Here is a 16,479-nt window from a genome sequence, read left to right on the forward strand (position 1 = left end):
CCATGAATCGAAATAGATAAGGCCCTAGAATCTAGAATCTAGGGCCTAGTGATCAGTGACGGAAGTGGCGCATGCCAGTCATCACCATGGCCATGCCGTGCTCGTCGGCCGCTGCGATGATTTCCGCATCGCGCATTGAGCCACCTGGCTGGATGATGCAGCTGATGCCTGCTGCCGCTGCGGCATCAATACCATCGCGGAAGGGGAAAAACGCATCGGAGGCCATCACAGAGTTCACCACTTCTAAACCTTCATCGGCAGCCTTGATACCGGCGATCTTGGCGCTGTAGACACGGCTCATTTGGCCAGCGCCGACACCGATTGTCATGCCGTCTTTAGCGTAAACAATGGCGTTAGATTTAACGAATTTAGCCACTTTCCAGCAGAACATTAAATCTTTGAGTTCGCTTTCTGTGGGTTGACGCTTAGTCACCACTTTAATGTCGTCTAAACCAACCATGCCTTGGTCGCGATCTTGCACCAGCAGACCACCGTTTACGCGCTTGTAGTCTAAGGTTTGGGTCTTAGTATTCCACTGGCCACACTCTAATAGACGCACGTTAGTTTTCTTAGCCACCACATCGCGGGCACCTTGGCTCACAACTGGCGCGATGATCACTTCAACGAATTGACGCTCAACGATAGCGCTGGCGGTGGCCGCATCTAATTCGCCGTTGAAGGCGATAATGCCGCCAAAGGCTGAGGTTGGGTCAGTTTGATAGGCGCGGTTGTAGGCATCGAGTAAGTCTTTACCCAGTGCTACGCCACATGGGTTAGCGTGTTTAACGATAACGCAAGCTGGCTCACTGAACTCTTTAACGCACTCAAGGGCGGCATCGGTATCGGCGATATTGTTGTAAGACAATGCCTTACCTTGCAGCTGAACGGCAGTGGCTACTGAAGCTTCATCGATCTTAGTGTCGACATAGAAAGCCGCCGCTTGATGGCTGTTTTCACCGTAACGCAGATCTTGCTTCTTCACTAATTGGGTGTTGAAGGTGCGTGGGAACTTTGAGCCTTCAACGGATAGGGAATCTTGGAAGCATTCATCAGTGCTATGCGCTGGAACCCTATGCATTGGAACCATAGTGCCGAAGTAGTTGGCGATCATACCATCGTAACCGGCAGTGTGTTCGAAGGCGGCAATCGCTAAATCAAAACGGGTTGCATGAGTTGTACTGCCATTGTTGACGGCCATTTCAGCTAAGACGCGATTGTAATCAGCAGCATTCACCACGATAGTCACATCTTTATGGTTTTTCGCCGCAGCGCGAACCATTGTTGGACCACCGATATCGATGTTTTCAATTGCATCTTCTAAGGTGCAACCGGCTTTTGCGACAGTATCGGCAAAGGGGTAGAGGTTAACTGCAACCAGATCAATTGCATTGATATTGTTGGCAGCCATGACATTTTCATCAAGACCACGACGAGCCAGAATACCACCATGCACTTTAGGATGCAGAGTTTTAACGCGACCATCCATGATCTCAGGGTGTCCTGTATAGTCAGATACTTCGATAACAGGTACACCGTTATCCGCTAACAGGCGAGCGGTGCCGCCAGTTGATAGCAGTTCAACGCCTTGGGCGTGTAATGCTTTGGCGAACTCGAGAATTCCGGTTTTATCTGAAACGCTTAACAGCGCGCGACGAATGGGTCTGGCATGATTTGCAACAGTCATTTGGGTACAGGGTCCAGTTATTTTAGTTTCAAGGATCTTTCGGAAAACAGAACAACTTCAATCGGTTCTGCTTTCCAAAAGCCCCTTGGTCCTACTTATATTTTTTGTCCCAGCGTCAGGCGCGCGTATTCTACCGTAAAACGGGATTTACGGGTGTTTTTTCTGCGCGATTTCACAATATTGATATCAGAACAAAGTGCAATGGTTTTTGAGTGCGGTATAAAGTTAAAAATAGCCCTTGACCTTGGAGTAGGCTCCAAGGTTTATACTCGCTCTATTATATTGGTTGTCAGTGTTGCTTGAGATGATTCGAGTAAAACTGCAAAGGATTAACTATGTACCGAATTGGTGAGTTAGCCGATTTATGCGAGGTGAAGGCCGATACCCTCAGATTCTATGAGAAACACGGCCTACTTGCGCCTTCGAGCCGTACCGACTCTGGTTATCGGGTCTATACCGATGCCGACGCGGCGAGGCTGCGTTTTATTTTGCGGGCGAAGGCCGTGGGTTTTACCTTGAGTGAGATCAGTGAGTTGTTGTCTATCGACCTCGATAAATCCAATTGGGCCTGTGCCGATGTCAAGGGTATGGTCGACCTCAAGTTGGCGCAGGTGCAGGCGAAGATTGCCGAGTTACTGCATTTTCAAACCAGTTTGCAGAGTCTGTCGAATGCCTGCTGTGGCGGGCCTCGTAGCGCCGAACATTGCTCGATTTTAGAGGCGCTGGAGTCGAGTACCGAGCGAGTTCGGTTTGAGCACGACCATGGGCCAGGCTCCCATTCAGAGCATGCTCATATTGCTGCAACAGCAGATAAATCAGGGGATTAATGATGTTACTGAACAATTTTATCGATCTGTTTTTAGATTCCGCCCCTTGGCTGTTGCTTGGGTTGGTTTTAGCAGGATTGCTGAAGGTATTTGTGCCCATGGCATGGATGCAAAAACAGCTAGGCGGGCATGGGTTTAAAACCGTGGTCAAGGCGGCATTATTAGGCGCCCCTTTGCCGCTGTGCTCTTGCGGGGTAATCCCAGCGGCGGTAGGGCTGCGCCGCTCTGGGGCATCGAAAGCGGCAACCACCTCCTTTTTAGTCTCCACCCCTGAAACTGGCGTCGATTCGGTGACTGTTTCTTATGTGTTGCTTGGCCCTTTTATGGCAATAGTGCGCCCAATTGCGGCGATCACCAGTGCCATTCTTGCGGGCTTATTGGTTGGCCGTGATGATGACGATGGCAAGCCTATGGGTAAGGCTGAAACTCTATCTCAATCAGACAAGGCGTTAGATAGCAGTGCTCCGGTGGCTTCATGCTGTGCTTCTAAATCTTCGGCGCAACCTGCGATGGTAAAAGCCGAAGCGGTGCAAAGCTGCTGCTCATCGACCAAGGTGCCCATGATGACGCCGGTTAAGTCTTCCTGCTGTGGCAGCGATGGTGAGCAAACGCCATCAACCGAGCCGAAAATCAAAATGACCCCTATGGCTACGCCGAGCTTAATGGCGGCTTCTTCCAGTGTGATGGCTGGTCAAACGTTTGGGGCTGTGGCTAAGGTGAACCCTGTTAAGAGTGAAAGCGCGGGTTCATGTTGTGGCACGCAAACGGCTGAGCTTGAAAAATTGGTGGTAGTGAAAAAAGGCGCCTGCTGCAGCACAAGCTCGCAGGTTGCTGACAAGCCTCAAGGTGAAAGCTGCTGCGCCTCTACGCAAGATATGGCGACGGAGTTAAAGTCAGAGTCTGTGATTGCACGGGTTGGGATTGGTCTTAAATATGCCGCAACGGATCTGGTGCGTGATACTACGTTATGGCTGTTGGTGGGCTTATTCTTTGCGGCATTAGTGCAAACTTATGTTCCTGCAGACTTTTTATCCAAATGGGGCGATGGTTTATTGGCAATGCTGGTGATGGTGCTGGTATCTGTGCCTATGTATATTTGTGCGACGGCATCAACACCGATTGCCGCGGGATTACTGCTCGCTGGGGTCTCTCCCGGTGCTGTGTTGGTGTTTATGTTGGCGGGGCCTGCAACCAATATCGCGACTTTAGGCGTTGTGACCAAAGAGTTGGGTAAGCGTGCGCTCTATGGTTATATTGGCGGCGTGATCGGCGTTGCTTTGGCTGCTGGCGCTTTAGTCAATTATTTGGTGACACATTTCGGCTTTGAGGTGATGCCACAAATCGGTGAACAACACCAAATGTTGCCTGAGTGGTTAGTGGCAAGCTCGGGCATCGTCCTTGCACTGTTAATGGCGAAAGCGGTATTTGAAAAGATCCCCCGCAGTTGGTTACGCCGCAGCGATTGTTGCTCATAGTCATAAGAGCAAATCAAAATCCCCAGCAATGACTGGGGATTTTTTATGCAGCAACAGTAAATTGTGTTGCTCACAGGGAATCGCTAACTTGCTATTTCAAGCGGTTTATTCATTCGACTTCTTGGCGTCGATAAAGGGCAGTGTGCCTGTTGGTAAGACGGTAGTCGGCAGTTTGCCATCCCACTTCTCGGCCTTGGTCAATTCGACGAGATTCTGGTTTTGTGCCAAAGCCTCGGCGCGGCTCTTAATGGCCGAGGCTTCAGCATCCCCTTTGATACGGATACTTTCGGCTTCGGCTTTCGCGCGGGCGAGTTGCGAGTCGGCTTCGGCTTGTGCTTGGGTGACAACGATTTGCGCGCTGACTCTTTCTTTCTCTAGATTTTGCAATTGGGTTTGCACTTCAACTTCTGCGCGCATTCTGTCTTCAACGGATTTCTCGTAGGCGTTCGAAAAGTCGACATTTTCAATCTGTACTGAGGTGATCTCGATAGGCCCTTTCACCGATTGGGTAATTGCGTTGGTAACATCGATACCAAATTTGACCCGCTCCTGCACCACCGAAATCGCGGTGTATTTACCAAAAATATTCTCTACTTGCGTTGGCACTTGGCGGTCGAGCAAGCGAGCCACCATGGCATCGATACTTTTGAAGTTGGCATAGACTTCTTCGACCCGATCCGGCGGTACACTAAAGGTCACAGAGGCATTGAGTGTCGCGGGTTGTTGGTCGCGGCTGTAAGCTTGTAATGAACTGTAGCCTGTGGTGTGGGTTTGGGTCGAAATCTTCACCACGGTATCAAACAATGGCATTTTAAACCCAAGGCCTGGCTCCGCGGTGCCAATGATTTTACCGTTACGCAAAATAACCCCTCGCTCGCCTTGGTCAACCGTATACCAACTGCCAAAGAGCGAGATGAATAGGGTTAATAAAATCACTAAAGGGATGATTTTAGTAAGACCGAAAGAGCTCGGCAGGTTGAGTTCATTTTTTATCATGTAGCATCCTTTGCTGTTGTTGTGATGAGCTTTGTTGGGGTGAGGCGAATCTGGTTAATGGCTATTTGTATTGCGATGAACGGTTGTTGCAGAATGTATCTTAATGGTTATCAGTAGGCAACAATAGGGGGCTGGCTTATCAATTTGTGACTGGCGTATCACATCCCATCCTTACAGTGTAAATCTTATTGCGAACTATTCTCATCAGTGCTAGAGTCCCAAAACTAAGATTCTTCCATTGCTTTCATGCTGTTACCTTTTTACAGGATGTCGAGCGCGTATAGGCAAGTGGATTCGAATGCTAACGCTTTGTGGTGAGAGGAAAACATCCCGTGTTGCAACTTATATTCCTGTTGTCGACGCTTCTGGCCTGCTTGTTATTTTATTTGACGAATAAGCAGCAAAAACTGTTTGCAAGCTCCCTTCCTCAGCGGCCTTGGCGGTTACTCGCCTATGGTGTTGCCTTTGCCAGCTTAATCGGTTGGCTCAGTCTATTTACCCTTAGCGCCGCTATTTTTATTTGGTTAGCCCTGTTGATGTTATTGACGGGGTTGGTGCCTTTTCTCTCTCTTATCGGTCGGAAATAACTCATGGCGCGTTTAGCTGAGCAGGACAAATTACAACCCGACTGGTGGACTAAGTCTCTGGCGGGATTGATTTTAGGATTTACTTTAGCGCTTGGATTGGTGGGGTTATTTGCCTGGTTTGGCCCTGGCGGTATCGACGCCGATACCAAAGTGCAGTTCAACATGTGGCTAATTACACCCATCTGGTTATTGATCTTAAGTTTTAGCTTTCTGTTTAAGACCGGACTCAGGGCAATCGGCTATTTGAGTCTGCTTAACATTTTGACTTATATAGTGTTATATGCCTTTAGGTGATCAGGGATGAAAGTTCGCAGTGATGTATTAAGGGTGTATCAGTCTATCCATATTTGGACAGGGATCATCGCCGGAATCGTATTGTTTATTGGCTTTTATGCTGGCTCGCTCACGATGTTTAAAGGGGCGATTGACGCTTGGTCAATGCCGCCAGCCATGACTTTGCCCCAAGTGCCCGCTGAGAAACTGGATGACTTAGTGTCGCAAGTGTTAGCGCAGGATGATAAGGCCAAAATCGGTTTTAGTTTGCACTTAAATGATGAACATCAATCGCCGATGACCTGGTATCAACAGGGTTCGGAGCGTGAGCTCAGCATGAGTCACCAGCTTTGGCATGCAAGCCTTGATGAAAATGGGCTGCTACTTAGACAGTTAAGTACATCAAGTGAGTTAGCAGAATTGATTGACCAATTACACCGCACCGCGGGGATTGCGGGCGAAGTCGGTCACGATCAGGCCGGTGTCTATGTGTTGGGGATAGCCGCCGTTTTATACTTCTTGGCATTGGTTTCTGGGGTGATTTTTTTACTACCCACCTTAACCAAGAGCTTTTTCGCCCTGCGTAAAGATAAAGGTGAGAGTCGTTTTTGGCTCGATGCCCATAACTTAGTGGGGATTACCAGCCTGCCGTTTCATCTGGTGATATGTGTAACTGTGATTGTGTTTGCTTTCCATGATCAGCTTTACGATGGGCTTAAGCATATGGTTTATGGTGAAAAACCATTATTTGCCCAATCGGCGCCGGACAGAACGCCTTACACACTCGCCGATTTGCCAAAGATCACAACTGTACTGGCCAAAGTGCAGCAAATTGCTCCCGATTATCAAGTGAATGAAATGACCTTTATGAACTTGGATAATCCCCGTGCGACCTTGCGGTTGGGGTTATATAACCCAAATGGTTTTATGCGTGGACCCGTTACTGATTTCTTATACCTGCATCCTTACAGTCTTAAGGTGTCCAATAGCACGATTGATCAAAGTGAGCAGGGCATCTGGGCTAGAACCGTTGCGGTATTCTTTGGGTTGCACTTTGGCAGTTATGGTGGCGACCTCGGTCGCTGGGTGTATTTCTTTTTAGGGTTAAGCGGCGCCTTTTTATTCTACAGTGGCAATTTACTGTGGCTGGAAAAACGCCGTAAAAAGCAGGCGAGCGAGCAAACCCGTGCTTGTCGTTTAATGGCCAGCGCTACAGTGGGGATTTGCCTTGGCTCTGTTGCCGCTTTAGCGGTAAGTATGCTGCTGGGTAAATGGTTATATGCCCACGTTAGCAATATTAACCACGTCTATTTGTGGCTATATTATCTGCTGTTTGGATTGCTGGTGGCTTACGCCTTTTGGCGTGGCGCAGCCAAGGCGGCGTTACTGATTTTGCCTTTGTGCGCCTTGGCTACATTGGCGATGCCAATCACGTCTTTAGTTGCGGTATTCGCGCCAAGTTTAGGTTTGTGGGCGCCTTATTCTACAGCGACTTGGGGTGTTGATCTGGTGGCGTTAGCCTTTAGCGGGGTGTTTTTTTATGGTTACAAGCTTACTCGTCATCGGGTGCTTAATGGGCCACAGGACAGTGTCTGGGCCATTGCCGCCACAGTGCCAGTGGCAGAATTAACCCAGCAAACATCGTAATCACAATGGGCGCAGTTATCGGCGCCCATTGCTATTCACACTGTGTAGAGACTTAACATTAACGGCTCTGGACTAAGCTTTCGCAGTGGGTAGGCGGGCCTTGCTTCGTGCGAGTAAGTGTGCGCTTAAGTAGCAAGCCGTCATTAAAAAGCTTGCTGCTAAGTAGAGTGGTAAGCCATGTTCTATATCATCAAAACGACTGGCGGCAACGGGGCCGATAACCGAACCCACAGAATAGCTTAGCAACATAATCTGAGTGGCGGAGACTATTTGGCTGCTAGGCAAGTGATCGCACGCCAGACTAATGGCTATGGGGTAAAGGGCAAAGGCGCAAGCACCGAGTAACACAAAACCCAACCATAATCCCACAAGCGATGTTTGCATCAGTAATAACAGCGCAGCAGCACCCACTAAGCAAAAGGCGATCATTAACACACTCTTTTGAATGCGGGGAGATAAATAGCTCACTAAGGGCTGGACTATCATACCGCCCAAGATAATCAGTGCCATAAATTGCCCCGTTTGCTGGGCAAACCCCATGTCCTGCGATACATAGATAGGTAATAAACCGTAGATGGGGCCGAGTAATAATCCTGAAACTAAACAGCCTGCAATGGCGGGTTTACTCAGGGTTTTTAGGTCGGAAAGGGCAATAGAGTGTTGTTCACTTGACTGCGGTTGGCCGCGTTTAACCAAAAGTGCGGGTAAACTGGCCGCAGCCAGCAAACCAATTACCACCAAATAGGGTAAATTACCTGTGGTGCCTAAATAATCTACGGCGAGCTGTCCAATGGCGGTGCCGCCGTAGAGGGCTGTCATATATAAGCCTAAGCGTTTTGCCCGTTGTTTTTGGGTATCGGCCATTAGTAACCAGGACTCAACCACCACAAAAATCCCCGCAACGGCCAAGCCCGCGATCAACCGTGATGCCAACCAGATACTTGTCTGCGGCAGTAACACCATAACTACAACGCTGCACAGTAAGATATTTAAGAACAAAATAAAGGCCTTACTGTGGCCTATGCGGCTGACTATCGGCGCAATACAAGGTGCGCCCAGTAATAAGCCGAGGTAGAAAATACTCGCCAGCCAAGGCGCAAGATCAAGGCTTAGATCAAAGTAAGTGAGCGAGAGCGGGATCAAACTCATCAAGTAGCCTGACGCCAAGGCAAATAGACTGAGTCCAGCCACTGGAACAAATAGCCCTGGCTTTTGATTGGGTTGAGCTAACAGCATATTTTCCACAAGCGGTACCAAACAGGTAAAAAAATAAACAGGAGGCGAGGTTGCGAGCGCGACTTTAGGCTGGATTGCTCACGGGGTAAAGTGAGTAAGATTGACTGAGGTGGTGAATAATATTTGTGTTTATTATTCATATAGATAATGAAATTTAAATGTTATTGGTTTGCAGCATATTAGGGGTATTGAGGTTTGCGGGGGTATTTTTTCAGCAATTTTGCTGGTGGTTTGACCCTAAGTGCTGTGCTTAAAACTACGGGTAAGAGTGTGTTGCTCACCCACTGAATGGCCTCTTTGGCTGTAACAATATGTGGCTGTCTGTATTTGCCGTGTTCGCCTTTATGCTGCCAGTGCCGACGCTGGCCAATGAGATCGTTTATGGTTCTGGTCATATCGAGGTAAAAATTACCCAGCTTAGCTGGGTAATTTTATGGGAGCACAAATTAACGATAACCCTTTAGCCACTGGTCGAGTGCCGTTCTGGGTAAGGCTCCTGATTGCTGGGCGATAATATGCCCCTGTTTAAAAATCATTAAGGTAGGAATGGAGCGAATATTAAATTGAGCTGCAAGTGATTGTTGTTCTTCAGTATTGATCTTACCGAAGCGGAACCTTGGCTCCCATGCTTTTGCGGCATCAGAAAATATAGGCGCAAAACTTTTACAGGGGCCGCACCAACTGGCCCAAAAATCAACAACTATGGGTAACTCTGATTTATGGGCATGATTGATAAAATTGGCGCTTGTGAGCTCGATGGGGGCTGCCGCAAACAGACTTTGTTTACATTTGCCACAGGTTGGTTGTTCAGTTAACCGCTCGTTGGGTACACGGTTTAAGGTGTCACAGTGGGGGCAAGCAATAATCATGGAATGGCTCCTTAGCTCAATGCACGATTTAGATATGGGGGCGCTGCGGCGAATTTAAAGGAACGTCAGGCGCGCCACAAAATAGATGGCACGCGCCGACAAGCTTGGCTGGCGATGTTAGAATAGGCACTTTGATAAGTCACTGTGTTAAGTGAAGAGTAAGAGATTAATTAAATGACTGAATTAGAAATAATCGATCTGGTTGTCGGTGATGGAAAAGAAGCTGTAAAAGGCGCGTTGATCACTACCCAATACCGGGGATTTTTACAGGATGGTACGCAGTTCGATTCCTCCTATGACCGTGGTCAGGCATTTCAATGTGTGATTGGGACTGGCCGAGTGATTAAAGGCTGGGACCAAGGGATTATGGGGATGAAAGTGGGCGGCAAACGCAAGTTATTGGTGCCAGCTCATTTAGCCTATGGTGAGCGCCAAGTTGGGGCTCATATCAAACCAAATTCTGATCTCACCTTTGAAATCGAATTGCTTGAAGTGCTGACTCGCGACTAATCCGGATACTGGGGAGTGCGTATCAGCTCGCATCCCCACACTTCTACTTTTGCCTGCTGTTTTTCAGGTTTGCCAATCCAGTACGCCAGTGGATAACAGCTTGCTTCACTTTTGCGGTTGGCAAAACACAAGTCATAGTCGCCCGCCTCCGGCGTTCGGCCTAGGGTTAATTTGGGCAGCGTTGGTAACTTAGGCCGATAATGCCAACTACCATTGTTAAACACGGCATCATCGGGGATTTCCATACCCGCCCCTGTGCCTTTCACTCTGGCTTCAACTAACACTAAGCCTTGAGGCGTGAGCTGATAGTCCTCCTCCCAGCGGATTTTTTCGATGCTGTGGTTCCAAGCTAAGGTAAAGTGCTCTGTGGGCACTTGTGCCCACAGTGTGCCCGCGAGGCCTAAGCACAGGCCTAGCATTGAGTTACCCTCGACATCTTCAAGGCTAGCAATCCCAAGGACTTATCCTTGCGCTGCAAGACGTTTGAGTTTGCGCGCGCGTAAGCTGTGTTGCACGATAAACAGTAGCGCCAGTCCAAAGCCAATTTCATCACTCAGAGGGGTCGCAAGGATCAAACTACCCCCCGCAAGGAAGCCGATGACCCTCTCCCACAGATACAGCTTTTGCAGCAGGTAGCCAGTAAAGACCACGCCCCAAATTCCAATGGCGACAGTGACTTTAATCAGCACATAAATAGTGGCTAACCAGCTATCGCTTTGGAGCATTAGGGCCGGATCGTAAACCGCCATAAAGGGGATCACAAAGCCTGCAATGGCGATACGAATCGCCCACAGACTGATCTTAAACCCCGACTCCTTTGCAATCGGCGCGGCCGCAAAACAGGCTAAGGCAACGGGTGGCGTTAAGTCAGCCATAATCCCAAAGTAAAACACAAACATATGGGAGACGATCAGCGGCACGCCTAAATCCAATAATGCAGGCGCAGCAATTGAGCTGGTGATAATGTAGTTAGGGATGGTCGGAATTCCCATGCCTAATACCAGACAAGTGATCATGGTTAATACTAAGGATAAGAACAGGTTATCCTGCCCCACGGCGAGAATATAGCTGGCAAAAGTAGAAGCAATCCCCGTGAGCGAGACAATACCGATGATCACCCCTACTAAGGCGCAAGCAATCCCAACAGGTACAGCATGGCGCGCACCTTCAACCAATGCATGTAAGCAAATGGTCAGAGTATCTTTACCGCCTTTGATAAACCAACAAATGGCAACGAGTATGGCAATGACCCCAAATACCACGCCAATCCCCATCTGAAAGAAGCCCGCGCACAGCACGCCAAGGGCAATCCAAAAGGCAAAACGTAAGGCATTAGAAGGCAGACGCAGCACAATGGCTGAACCTAATATCACTATCGAAGTCAGGGCTAAACCGACCATGCCAGAGAACAGGGGCGTTCTACCGGAAAACAGCAAATAAACCAAAATAAACAACGGAATAAGCAGATACCAACGCGCTTTAACCGCCGCCCAAGGATCGGGACACTGATCTTTGGGCAAGCCACAAAGATTGGCGCGTTTGGCTTCTAAATGCACCATCCAAAAAACGGAGCAAAAATACAGTAACGCTGGTAGTAAGGCCGCTTTGGCTATTTCAATAAACGGCACGTTAATGGTTTCAGCCATGATAAAGGCAACCGCGCCCATAATGGGCGGCATGATTTGGCTACCCATACTGGAGGTTGCTTCAACACCACCGGCAAAGGCGGGACGGTAACCAAAGCGTTTCATCAGAGGAATGGTAAATTGCCCTGTAGTCACCACGTTGGCGACACCAGAACCTGTGATAGTTCCCATCAAGGCGGATGACACTACGGCCACTTTTGCTGGGCCACCCAGTTTATGGCCAAATAGTCCCATTGCAAAATCGGTAAACAAACGGATCATTCCCGCCTGCTCTAAAAAGGCACCAAATAGAATAAACAGGAAGATATAGGTTGCCGACACATAGGTTGGGGTGCCGTAGAGTCCCTCGGTTCCAAATGATAACTGATTGATAATTTGGTCAACGCCATAGCCGCGGTGCATTAAGTCACCGGGGAGATATTGGCCGAATAAGCCATAGGCCAAAAAGATACAGCAAATGATCGGTAATGCCCAACCCATCACCCGCCGCGCGGCTTCAAAGACTAATACAATCAAAATAATACCCATGACCATATCGGCATCGGTTAACTCACCCGATCGTTGGATCAGATCGGCCTCAAAAATCCATTGATAGGCAGCCGTTGCCATACCTGCAAGGCCAAGCAGCCAAGCTAAGGGTTGCCAAGGTCGAGATTTGCCCACAGCGGGATAGCTTAAAAAAACCACCAAAAGTAAAAAACCAACGTGGGTTGCCCGCAGCACTTGGGTTGATACGGGGTGAAATGCAGCGGTAATGATTTGGAAAATCGAGAAAATAAGCGCTGAATAAAACAGCGCTTTGGGCCAGTCACTGGTATTTGCACTTAGGCCTTGTTCGGAATCGCTCATATTTATGCCTCACAGCATTAGACTACAGAGGGCGACGCAGCACTTGGGTGCATCACCCAAGTGCTTAGCTGGAAAAGGGTCGCACAGATTGAGGTTACACCCTTAGAGTGCACCAACTTCTTTGAAATAACGCTCCGCACCAGGGTGCAGCGGCGCTGGCAGGTTTTTGGTTGCCTTGTCTAATTGAATGGCCTTCGCCGCTGAGTGTGCGTTACCGAGACGATCTAAATGCTCAAACATCAGTTTAGTCATTTGATAGGCTAAATCGTCTGAGACACCCGTTTGAGTGACAAATAGGTTTTGAATGGCAACCGTTGAGACATCAGCAGTTTGACCTTCATAGGTCGATGCGGGGATCACCCCATGCTGGTAGGCTGGATTATTAATTTTGAGGATGACATCCTCGGGGACTTCAACAAAGTTAATTGGCATAGTCGTTGCCAAATCGCGAATTGCAGCCATACCTAAGCCTGAGGACTGTAAGGTTGCATCTAACTGACGGTTTTTAATCAGCTCAACGGATTCGGCGTAAGGTAAAAACTCTACCTTGCCCATATCCTCATAGCTTAAACCGGCCGCTTTGAAGATGGCGCGAGCATTGAGTTCTGTGCCCGATTTAGGTGCGCCAACAGAGATACGTTTACCTTTTAAATCGGCTAAGGTTTTGATACCTGATTCTTTACTCGCCACAATTTGAATATAGTTAGGATAAGCCGCCGCGAGTACACGAACCTTATCTAACGGTTTTTTAAAGCCTGCATCGGCATCGCCCTGATAGGCCGCAGCCACTGAATCACCTAAGGCTAAGGCCAGCTCACCACGACCCGCTTGGAGTAAGTTAAGATTTTCAACTGAGGCCTTAGTCGCTTGCACAGAGGTCTTCGCGCCTTCAATCCCTGTACCGTAGAGTTGCGACAGTGCCACACCAATTGGGTAATACACACCACTGGTGCCACCGGTCAAAATATTGATAAAGGCTGGCGCGGCCGCCATAGTGGCTGCACTGAGTGAGAGGGTGAGAGCGGCGCTTACGGCGATAAAGCGTTTATTGATTTTCATGCTGAAATATCCTTATTTATTATTGTGTTATATAAGGTGAGTAAAGTCGATATCGTTGATGAGTTATTCAAGTCAAAGACCTTATATACCCAAATCTGTTCAAAATACAAGCTTTAACGCGAGTATCGATGCAGCTATAACTGTGATTTATTAGGCTTATGATGTCTCTTGCTGCAGGGCGATCGAGTGTCGGGTACAGCGATGGCGATGCTGGAATAGGCTAATAAATCGAGAACTTAGCTACGGTTGTGCTTCTTGGTGATCTAGGTGAATAAAACCTTAACAAAAGACTCAAGTAATGTGGATATTGCTTTTGTCTAGGTGACTTTCTAAATAAAGGTGTGTTAGCGAGTGGGCATGTAAAAATCAGTTGCTAAGATTTTTTCCTTTACTGCAAAAATAACCCTGAAACGTCAACACGCCCTAGTGGGAGGTGAGAATAAAAAACGGGTTAACAAAAAGGGCTAACCGTAGTTAACCCTTAATCAAGATATTGGAGGCGCACCCTAAGGTGTCACAATATTACTTAACGTTATCGAGGAGACCTTTAGTCGCGTTTTTGGCGTGCTTTGCAGCGCGTTTTTCCTTCATCGACATTAACGGCTTTTTCTTGGCCTCTTTGCGATTTTTTTGCTCTTTACTCATAGTTAACTCCATGTACTTTCAGTGGTTGTTCATCAGGCTAATCATGTAAGCCATTTGCGTAAAACCCGTTCCATGATGTCCTGATTAAAGCGAAACGTTTAAACTCGAATTACACCATTTTTAAATCACAACTATTTAAAACGATTGGTAATTTATTTGAATTTGTTTGCCTCTCTGAGCTGTACTCGCAAAATAATCTTATCACCTAAATCCTAAGGAAGATCCACTCGCTGCTTAGAATAATTCACGCTAACGCTAGTGCGAATCTGTATATAAAATATGCGAATCAGGACACGGTATTTACAAATTTCATCAATTTACCTACGGGTCGATTTTCCGAGTATACCGCCGAGTAAACCGCGTAAAATTTGTTTCCCGAGTTGATTACCAACGGTTCTTGCTGCTTGTTTGGACAAGGTTTCGGCCAACCCTTGACGGCGTTTATTGCCAAAAATCAGTTCACTCAACCATCCTTGTTCAGCCTCATTCGCGGCTGGCTGTGCAGTATTGACGCCATTCGTTTCGTCGGTATGTCGTTGATTCAGTCGCTCATAGGCAGATTCGCGATTGATTAAGGTATCGTATTTGCCGCCTATCGGGCTCAGGGCGCGGATAGCGGTTAACTCCTCGGGATTGGCTGGCCCCATACGGCAGCGTGGTGGTGCTATCAAGGTGCGCTCAACCATAGTTGGCACACCTTTCTCGGCAAGGGTTGACACTAAGGCTTCGCCCACGGCAAGTTGTGAAATTACCTCGCTGACCACCAATTTAGGATTCGATACAAAGGTTTCGGCTGCGGTTTTAACGGCTTTTTGATCCCTTGGGGTATACGCCCTGAGGGCATGCTGAATGCGATTGCCGAGCTGACCGAGAATTTCATTGGGAATGTCGTCGGGAAATTGCGAGCAGAAATATACCCCGACGCCCTTGGAGCGGATAAGCCGCATAATTTGCTCTATGCGTTTAAGCAAACTTGCTGGGCAACCTTCAAACAATAAGTGTGCCTCATCAATAAAGAAGACTAATTTAGGTTTATCGAGATCGCCGACTTCGGGTAAATTTTCAAAGAGTTCTGATAGCAGCCAGAGTAAGAAGCTGGAATAGAGGTTAGGGGTGAGGATTAGTTTATTGGCGGCTAACAGGTTGATAATGCCGCGCCCTTGCAAGTTAGTGCGCATCAAGTCTTCGAGTTGCAATGCTGGCTCGCCGAAAAAGTCTTTGCCGCCATCGCGTTCTAAACCAAGCACTGAGCGTTGAATAGCAGCGAGGGATTGGGCGCTAATTAACCCATATTTGGCGGAGATGTCTTTACGCTCATCGGCCACTAAGTTCAGCATCGCGCGCAGATCGTCAAGGTCGAGTAACAATAAACCTTGGTCGTCAGCCAGTTGAAACACTATGTCTAAAATGCTGCTTTGGGTGTCGTTGAGCTCAAGGATGCGCCCAAGCAAGGTGGGGCCCATTTCACTTACTGTGGTGCGTAGCGGATGTCCTTGAATCCCTGCTAAGTCCCAGAACACGACGGGATTTGCCTCGGTTTGATAACCCTCAACCCCGATTTCAGCCGCCCGCTGTAATAGCTTATCGTTTGGTGTACCCGCCACGCCAAGCCCTGAAATATCGCCTTTAATATCGGTGATAAAAACTGGCACCCCTTGGCGCGAGAAACCCTCTGCTAGGCTCATCAGCGAAACGGTTTTGCCTGTACCTGTAGCGCCCGCAATGAGCCCGTGGCGGTTGGCATATTTAAGATTTAAGTGAACCTGTTGCTCACCTTTATCTAAGAGTAGAGTATTCAAGCGCAGTCCTTGTCTTAATTAACACCCCAAGGTGAACCAAGGGGGAGTTGGTCATGGGCGGATAAAAAAACATCATCCAGTGTTTGCCTTTAGCCAATTTCTGTCAATGTCGATGAGCACATAATTGATACAGGTTTAGGGCGTGTTGACGTTTCGAGATTAAATTTTGTTCGTTCTGGCAAGTTCGTGCTCGCGAAACGAGGAATGATGTGTAGTTATTCTACTCAAATGACGAGTGACAAAGAGCAAGGGCTTGCCAGACGAACCCTTCGGGCAGCATTTGGCTGGCTTTTCTGCCGCGTTATCGTCCGTTTATGTAGAATAACTACACAGCACGGACTTTGCCTTGCATAAAAGCCAGCCAAATTGCTGCAAAA

General features: G+C 48.1%; 15 protein-coding genes. 6 read left to right on the forward strand and 9 right to left on the reverse strand.

The annotated features are described in order from the left end of the window. Positions 1–52 precede the first annotated feature (52 nt). Positions 53–1,684: a bifunctional phosphoribosylaminoimidazolecarboxamide formyltransferase/IMP cyclohydrolase gene (gene purH, locus SO_RS02130; protein WP_011070798.1), complete on the reverse strand. Its 1,632-nt coding sequence runs from the start codon at positions 1,682–1,684 to the stop codon at positions 53–55. A 335-nt stretch (positions 1,685–2,019) separates the two neighbouring features. On the opposite strand from purH, the gene zntR reads away from it, so the two are divergent. Together zntR and SO_RS02140 are read left to right on the forward strand one after the other, a co-directional pair. Beyond that, on the forward strand, positions 2,020–2,511 hold the full coding sequence (gene zntR, locus SO_RS02135; RefSeq protein WP_011070799.1) for a Zn(2+)-responsive transcriptional regulator: 492 nt from the start codon (positions 2,020–2,022) through the stop codon (positions 2,509–2,511). A gap of 2 nt (positions 2,512–2,513) precedes the next feature. After that, positions 2,514–3,986 carry a permease gene (locus SO_RS02140; RefSeq protein WP_164925813.1) on the forward strand — a complete coding sequence of 491 codons (1,473 nt, stop codon included), beginning with the start codon at positions 2,514–2,516 and terminating at the stop codon, positions 3,984–3,986. A 105-nt stretch (positions 3,987–4,091) separates the two neighbouring features. On the opposite strand, the gene SO_RS02145 is transcribed toward SO_RS02140, so the two are convergent. Beyond that, positions 4,092–4,982 (reverse strand): SPFH domain-containing protein, encoded by an 891-nt coding sequence (locus tag SO_RS02145; protein WP_011070801.1) that lies wholly within the window; start codon positions 4,980–4,982, stop codon positions 4,092–4,094. A gap of 332 nt (positions 4,983–5,314) precedes the next feature. Here SO_RS02145 and SO_RS02150 point away from each other — a divergent pair, with 332 nt between their 5' ends. The 3 genes from SO_RS02150 to SO_RS02160 are packed head-to-tail and all read left to right on the forward strand — an operon-like array spanning position 5,315 to position 7,489. Further along, on the forward strand, positions 5,315–5,569 hold the full coding sequence (locus tag SO_RS02150) for a hypothetical protein (protein WP_011070802.1): 255 nt from the start codon (positions 5,315–5,317) through the stop codon (positions 5,567–5,569). A gap of 3 nt (positions 5,570–5,572) precedes the next feature. Next, positions 5,573–5,863 (forward strand): hypothetical protein, encoded by a 291-nt coding sequence (locus tag SO_RS02155; RefSeq protein WP_011070803.1) that lies wholly within the window; start codon positions 5,573–5,575, stop codon positions 5,861–5,863. 6 nt (positions 5,864–5,869) lie between these two features. Continuing rightward, entirely contained in the window at positions 5,870–7,489 is a 1,620-nt protein-coding gene (locus tag SO_RS02160) for a PepSY-associated TM helix domain-containing protein (RefSeq protein ID WP_011070804.1), read from the forward strand. A 72-nt stretch (positions 7,490–7,561) separates the two neighbouring features. Here the strand turns inward: SO_RS02160 and SO_RS02165 are convergent, their stop codons facing one another. Both SO_RS02165 and trxC read right to left on the reverse strand, forming a co-directional pair. Next, a complete protein-coding gene (locus SO_RS02165) occupies positions 7,562–8,734 on the reverse strand; it encodes an MFS transporter (protein WP_164925604.1) in 1,173 nt (390 codons plus the stop codon). 437 nt (positions 8,735–9,171) lie between these two features. Further along, positions 9,172–9,594, reverse strand: coding sequence for a thioredoxin TrxC (trxC, locus tag SO_RS02170; protein ID WP_011070806.1), 423 nt, complete (start codon positions 9,592–9,594; stop codon positions 9,172–9,174). Between the two features lie 174 nt (positions 9,595–9,768). Here trxC and SO_RS02175 point away from each other — a divergent pair, with 174 nt between their 5' ends. Beyond that, entirely contained in the window at positions 9,769–10,104 is a 336-nt protein-coding gene (locus tag SO_RS02175; protein ID WP_011070807.1) for an FKBP-type peptidyl-prolyl cis-trans isomerase, read from the forward strand. Here SO_RS02175 and SO_RS02180 read toward each other — a convergent pair. From SO_RS02180 to SO_RS02195, 5 genes are all read right to left on the reverse strand, one after another. Then, positions 10,101–10,523: a DUF1850 domain-containing protein gene (locus SO_RS02180; protein ID WP_011070808.1), complete on the reverse strand. Its 423-nt coding sequence runs from the start codon at positions 10,521–10,523 to the stop codon at positions 10,101–10,103. The two genes, SO_RS02175 and SO_RS02180, sit on opposite strands and share 4 nt — an antisense overlap. A 42-nt stretch (positions 10,524–10,565) precedes the next feature. Continuing rightward, positions 10,566–12,599, reverse strand: coding sequence for a TRAP transporter permease (locus SO_RS02185; RefSeq protein ID WP_011070809.1), 2,034 nt, complete (start codon positions 12,597–12,599; stop codon positions 10,566–10,568). Positions 12,600–12,701: 102 nt separating this feature from the next. Beyond that, on the reverse strand, positions 12,702–13,658 hold the full coding sequence (locus SO_RS02190; protein WP_011070810.1) for a TAXI family TRAP transporter solute-binding subunit: 957 nt from the start codon (positions 13,656–13,658) through the stop codon (positions 12,702–12,704). A 522-nt stretch (positions 13,659–14,180) separates the two neighbouring features. Further along, positions 14,181–14,303, reverse strand: a complete 123-nt coding sequence (locus SO_RS23370; protein ID WP_011070811.1) for a hypothetical protein — start codon at positions 14,301–14,303, stop codon at positions 14,181–14,183. A 317-nt stretch (positions 14,304–14,620) separates the two neighbouring features. Then, positions 14,621–16,102, reverse strand: coding sequence for a helicase HerA-like domain-containing protein (locus SO_RS02195; protein WP_011070812.1), 1,482 nt, complete (start codon positions 16,100–16,102; stop codon positions 14,621–14,623). Between the last annotated feature and the right edge of the window lie 377 nt (positions 16,103–16,479).

Origin of the sequence: Shewanella oneidensis MR-1, from assembly GCF_000146165.2 — a bacterium.
Lineage (GTDB): Bacteria > Pseudomonadota > Gammaproteobacteria > Enterobacterales > Shewanellaceae > Shewanella > Shewanella oneidensis.

Excerpts from the sequence above, each read along its gene's own strand:
- SO_RS02160 (WP_011070804.1), top strand. The coding sequence starts at position 5,870 with ATGAAAGTTCGCAGTGATGTATTAAGGGTGTATCAGTCTATCCATATT.
- SO_RS02140 (WP_164925813.1), top strand. The coding sequence starts at position 2,514 with ATGTTACTGAACAATTTTATCGATCTGTTTTTAGATTCCGCCCCTTGG.
- SO_RS02175 (WP_011070807.1), top strand. The coding sequence starts at position 9,769 with ATGACTGAATTAGAAATAATCGATCTGGTTGTCGGTGATGGAAAAGAA.
- purH (WP_011070798.1), bottom strand. The coding sequence starts at position 1,684 with ATGACTGTTGCAAATCATGCCAGACCCATTCGTCGCGCGCTGTTAAGC.
- trxC (WP_011070806.1), bottom strand. The coding sequence starts at position 9,594 with ATGATTATTGCTTGCCCCCACTGTGACACCTTAAACCGTGTACCCAAC.
- SO_RS02185 (WP_011070809.1), bottom strand. The coding sequence starts at position 12,599 with ATGAGCGATTCCGAACAAGGCCTAAGTGCAAATACCAGTGACTGGCCC.
- SO_RS02180 (WP_011070808.1), bottom strand. The coding sequence starts at position 10,523 with ATGCTAGGCCTGTGCTTAGGCCTCGCGGGCACACTGTGGGCACAAGTG.
- zntR (WP_011070799.1), top strand. The coding sequence starts at position 2,020 with ATGTACCGAATTGGTGAGTTAGCCGATTTATGCGAGGTGAAGGCCGAT.
- SO_RS23370 (WP_011070811.1), bottom strand. The coding sequence starts at position 14,303 with ATGAGTAAAGAGCAAAAAAATCGCAAAGAGGCCAAGAAAAAGCCGTTA.
- SO_RS02155 (WP_011070803.1), top strand. The coding sequence starts at position 5,573 with ATGGCGCGTTTAGCTGAGCAGGACAAATTACAACCCGACTGGTGGACT.
- SO_RS02145 (WP_011070801.1), bottom strand. The coding sequence starts at position 4,982 with ATGATAAAAAATGAACTCAACCTGCCGAGCTCTTTCGGTCTTACTAAA.
- SO_RS02190 (WP_011070810.1), bottom strand. The coding sequence starts at position 13,658 with ATGAAAATCAATAAACGCTTTATCGCCGTAAGCGCCGCTCTCACCCTC.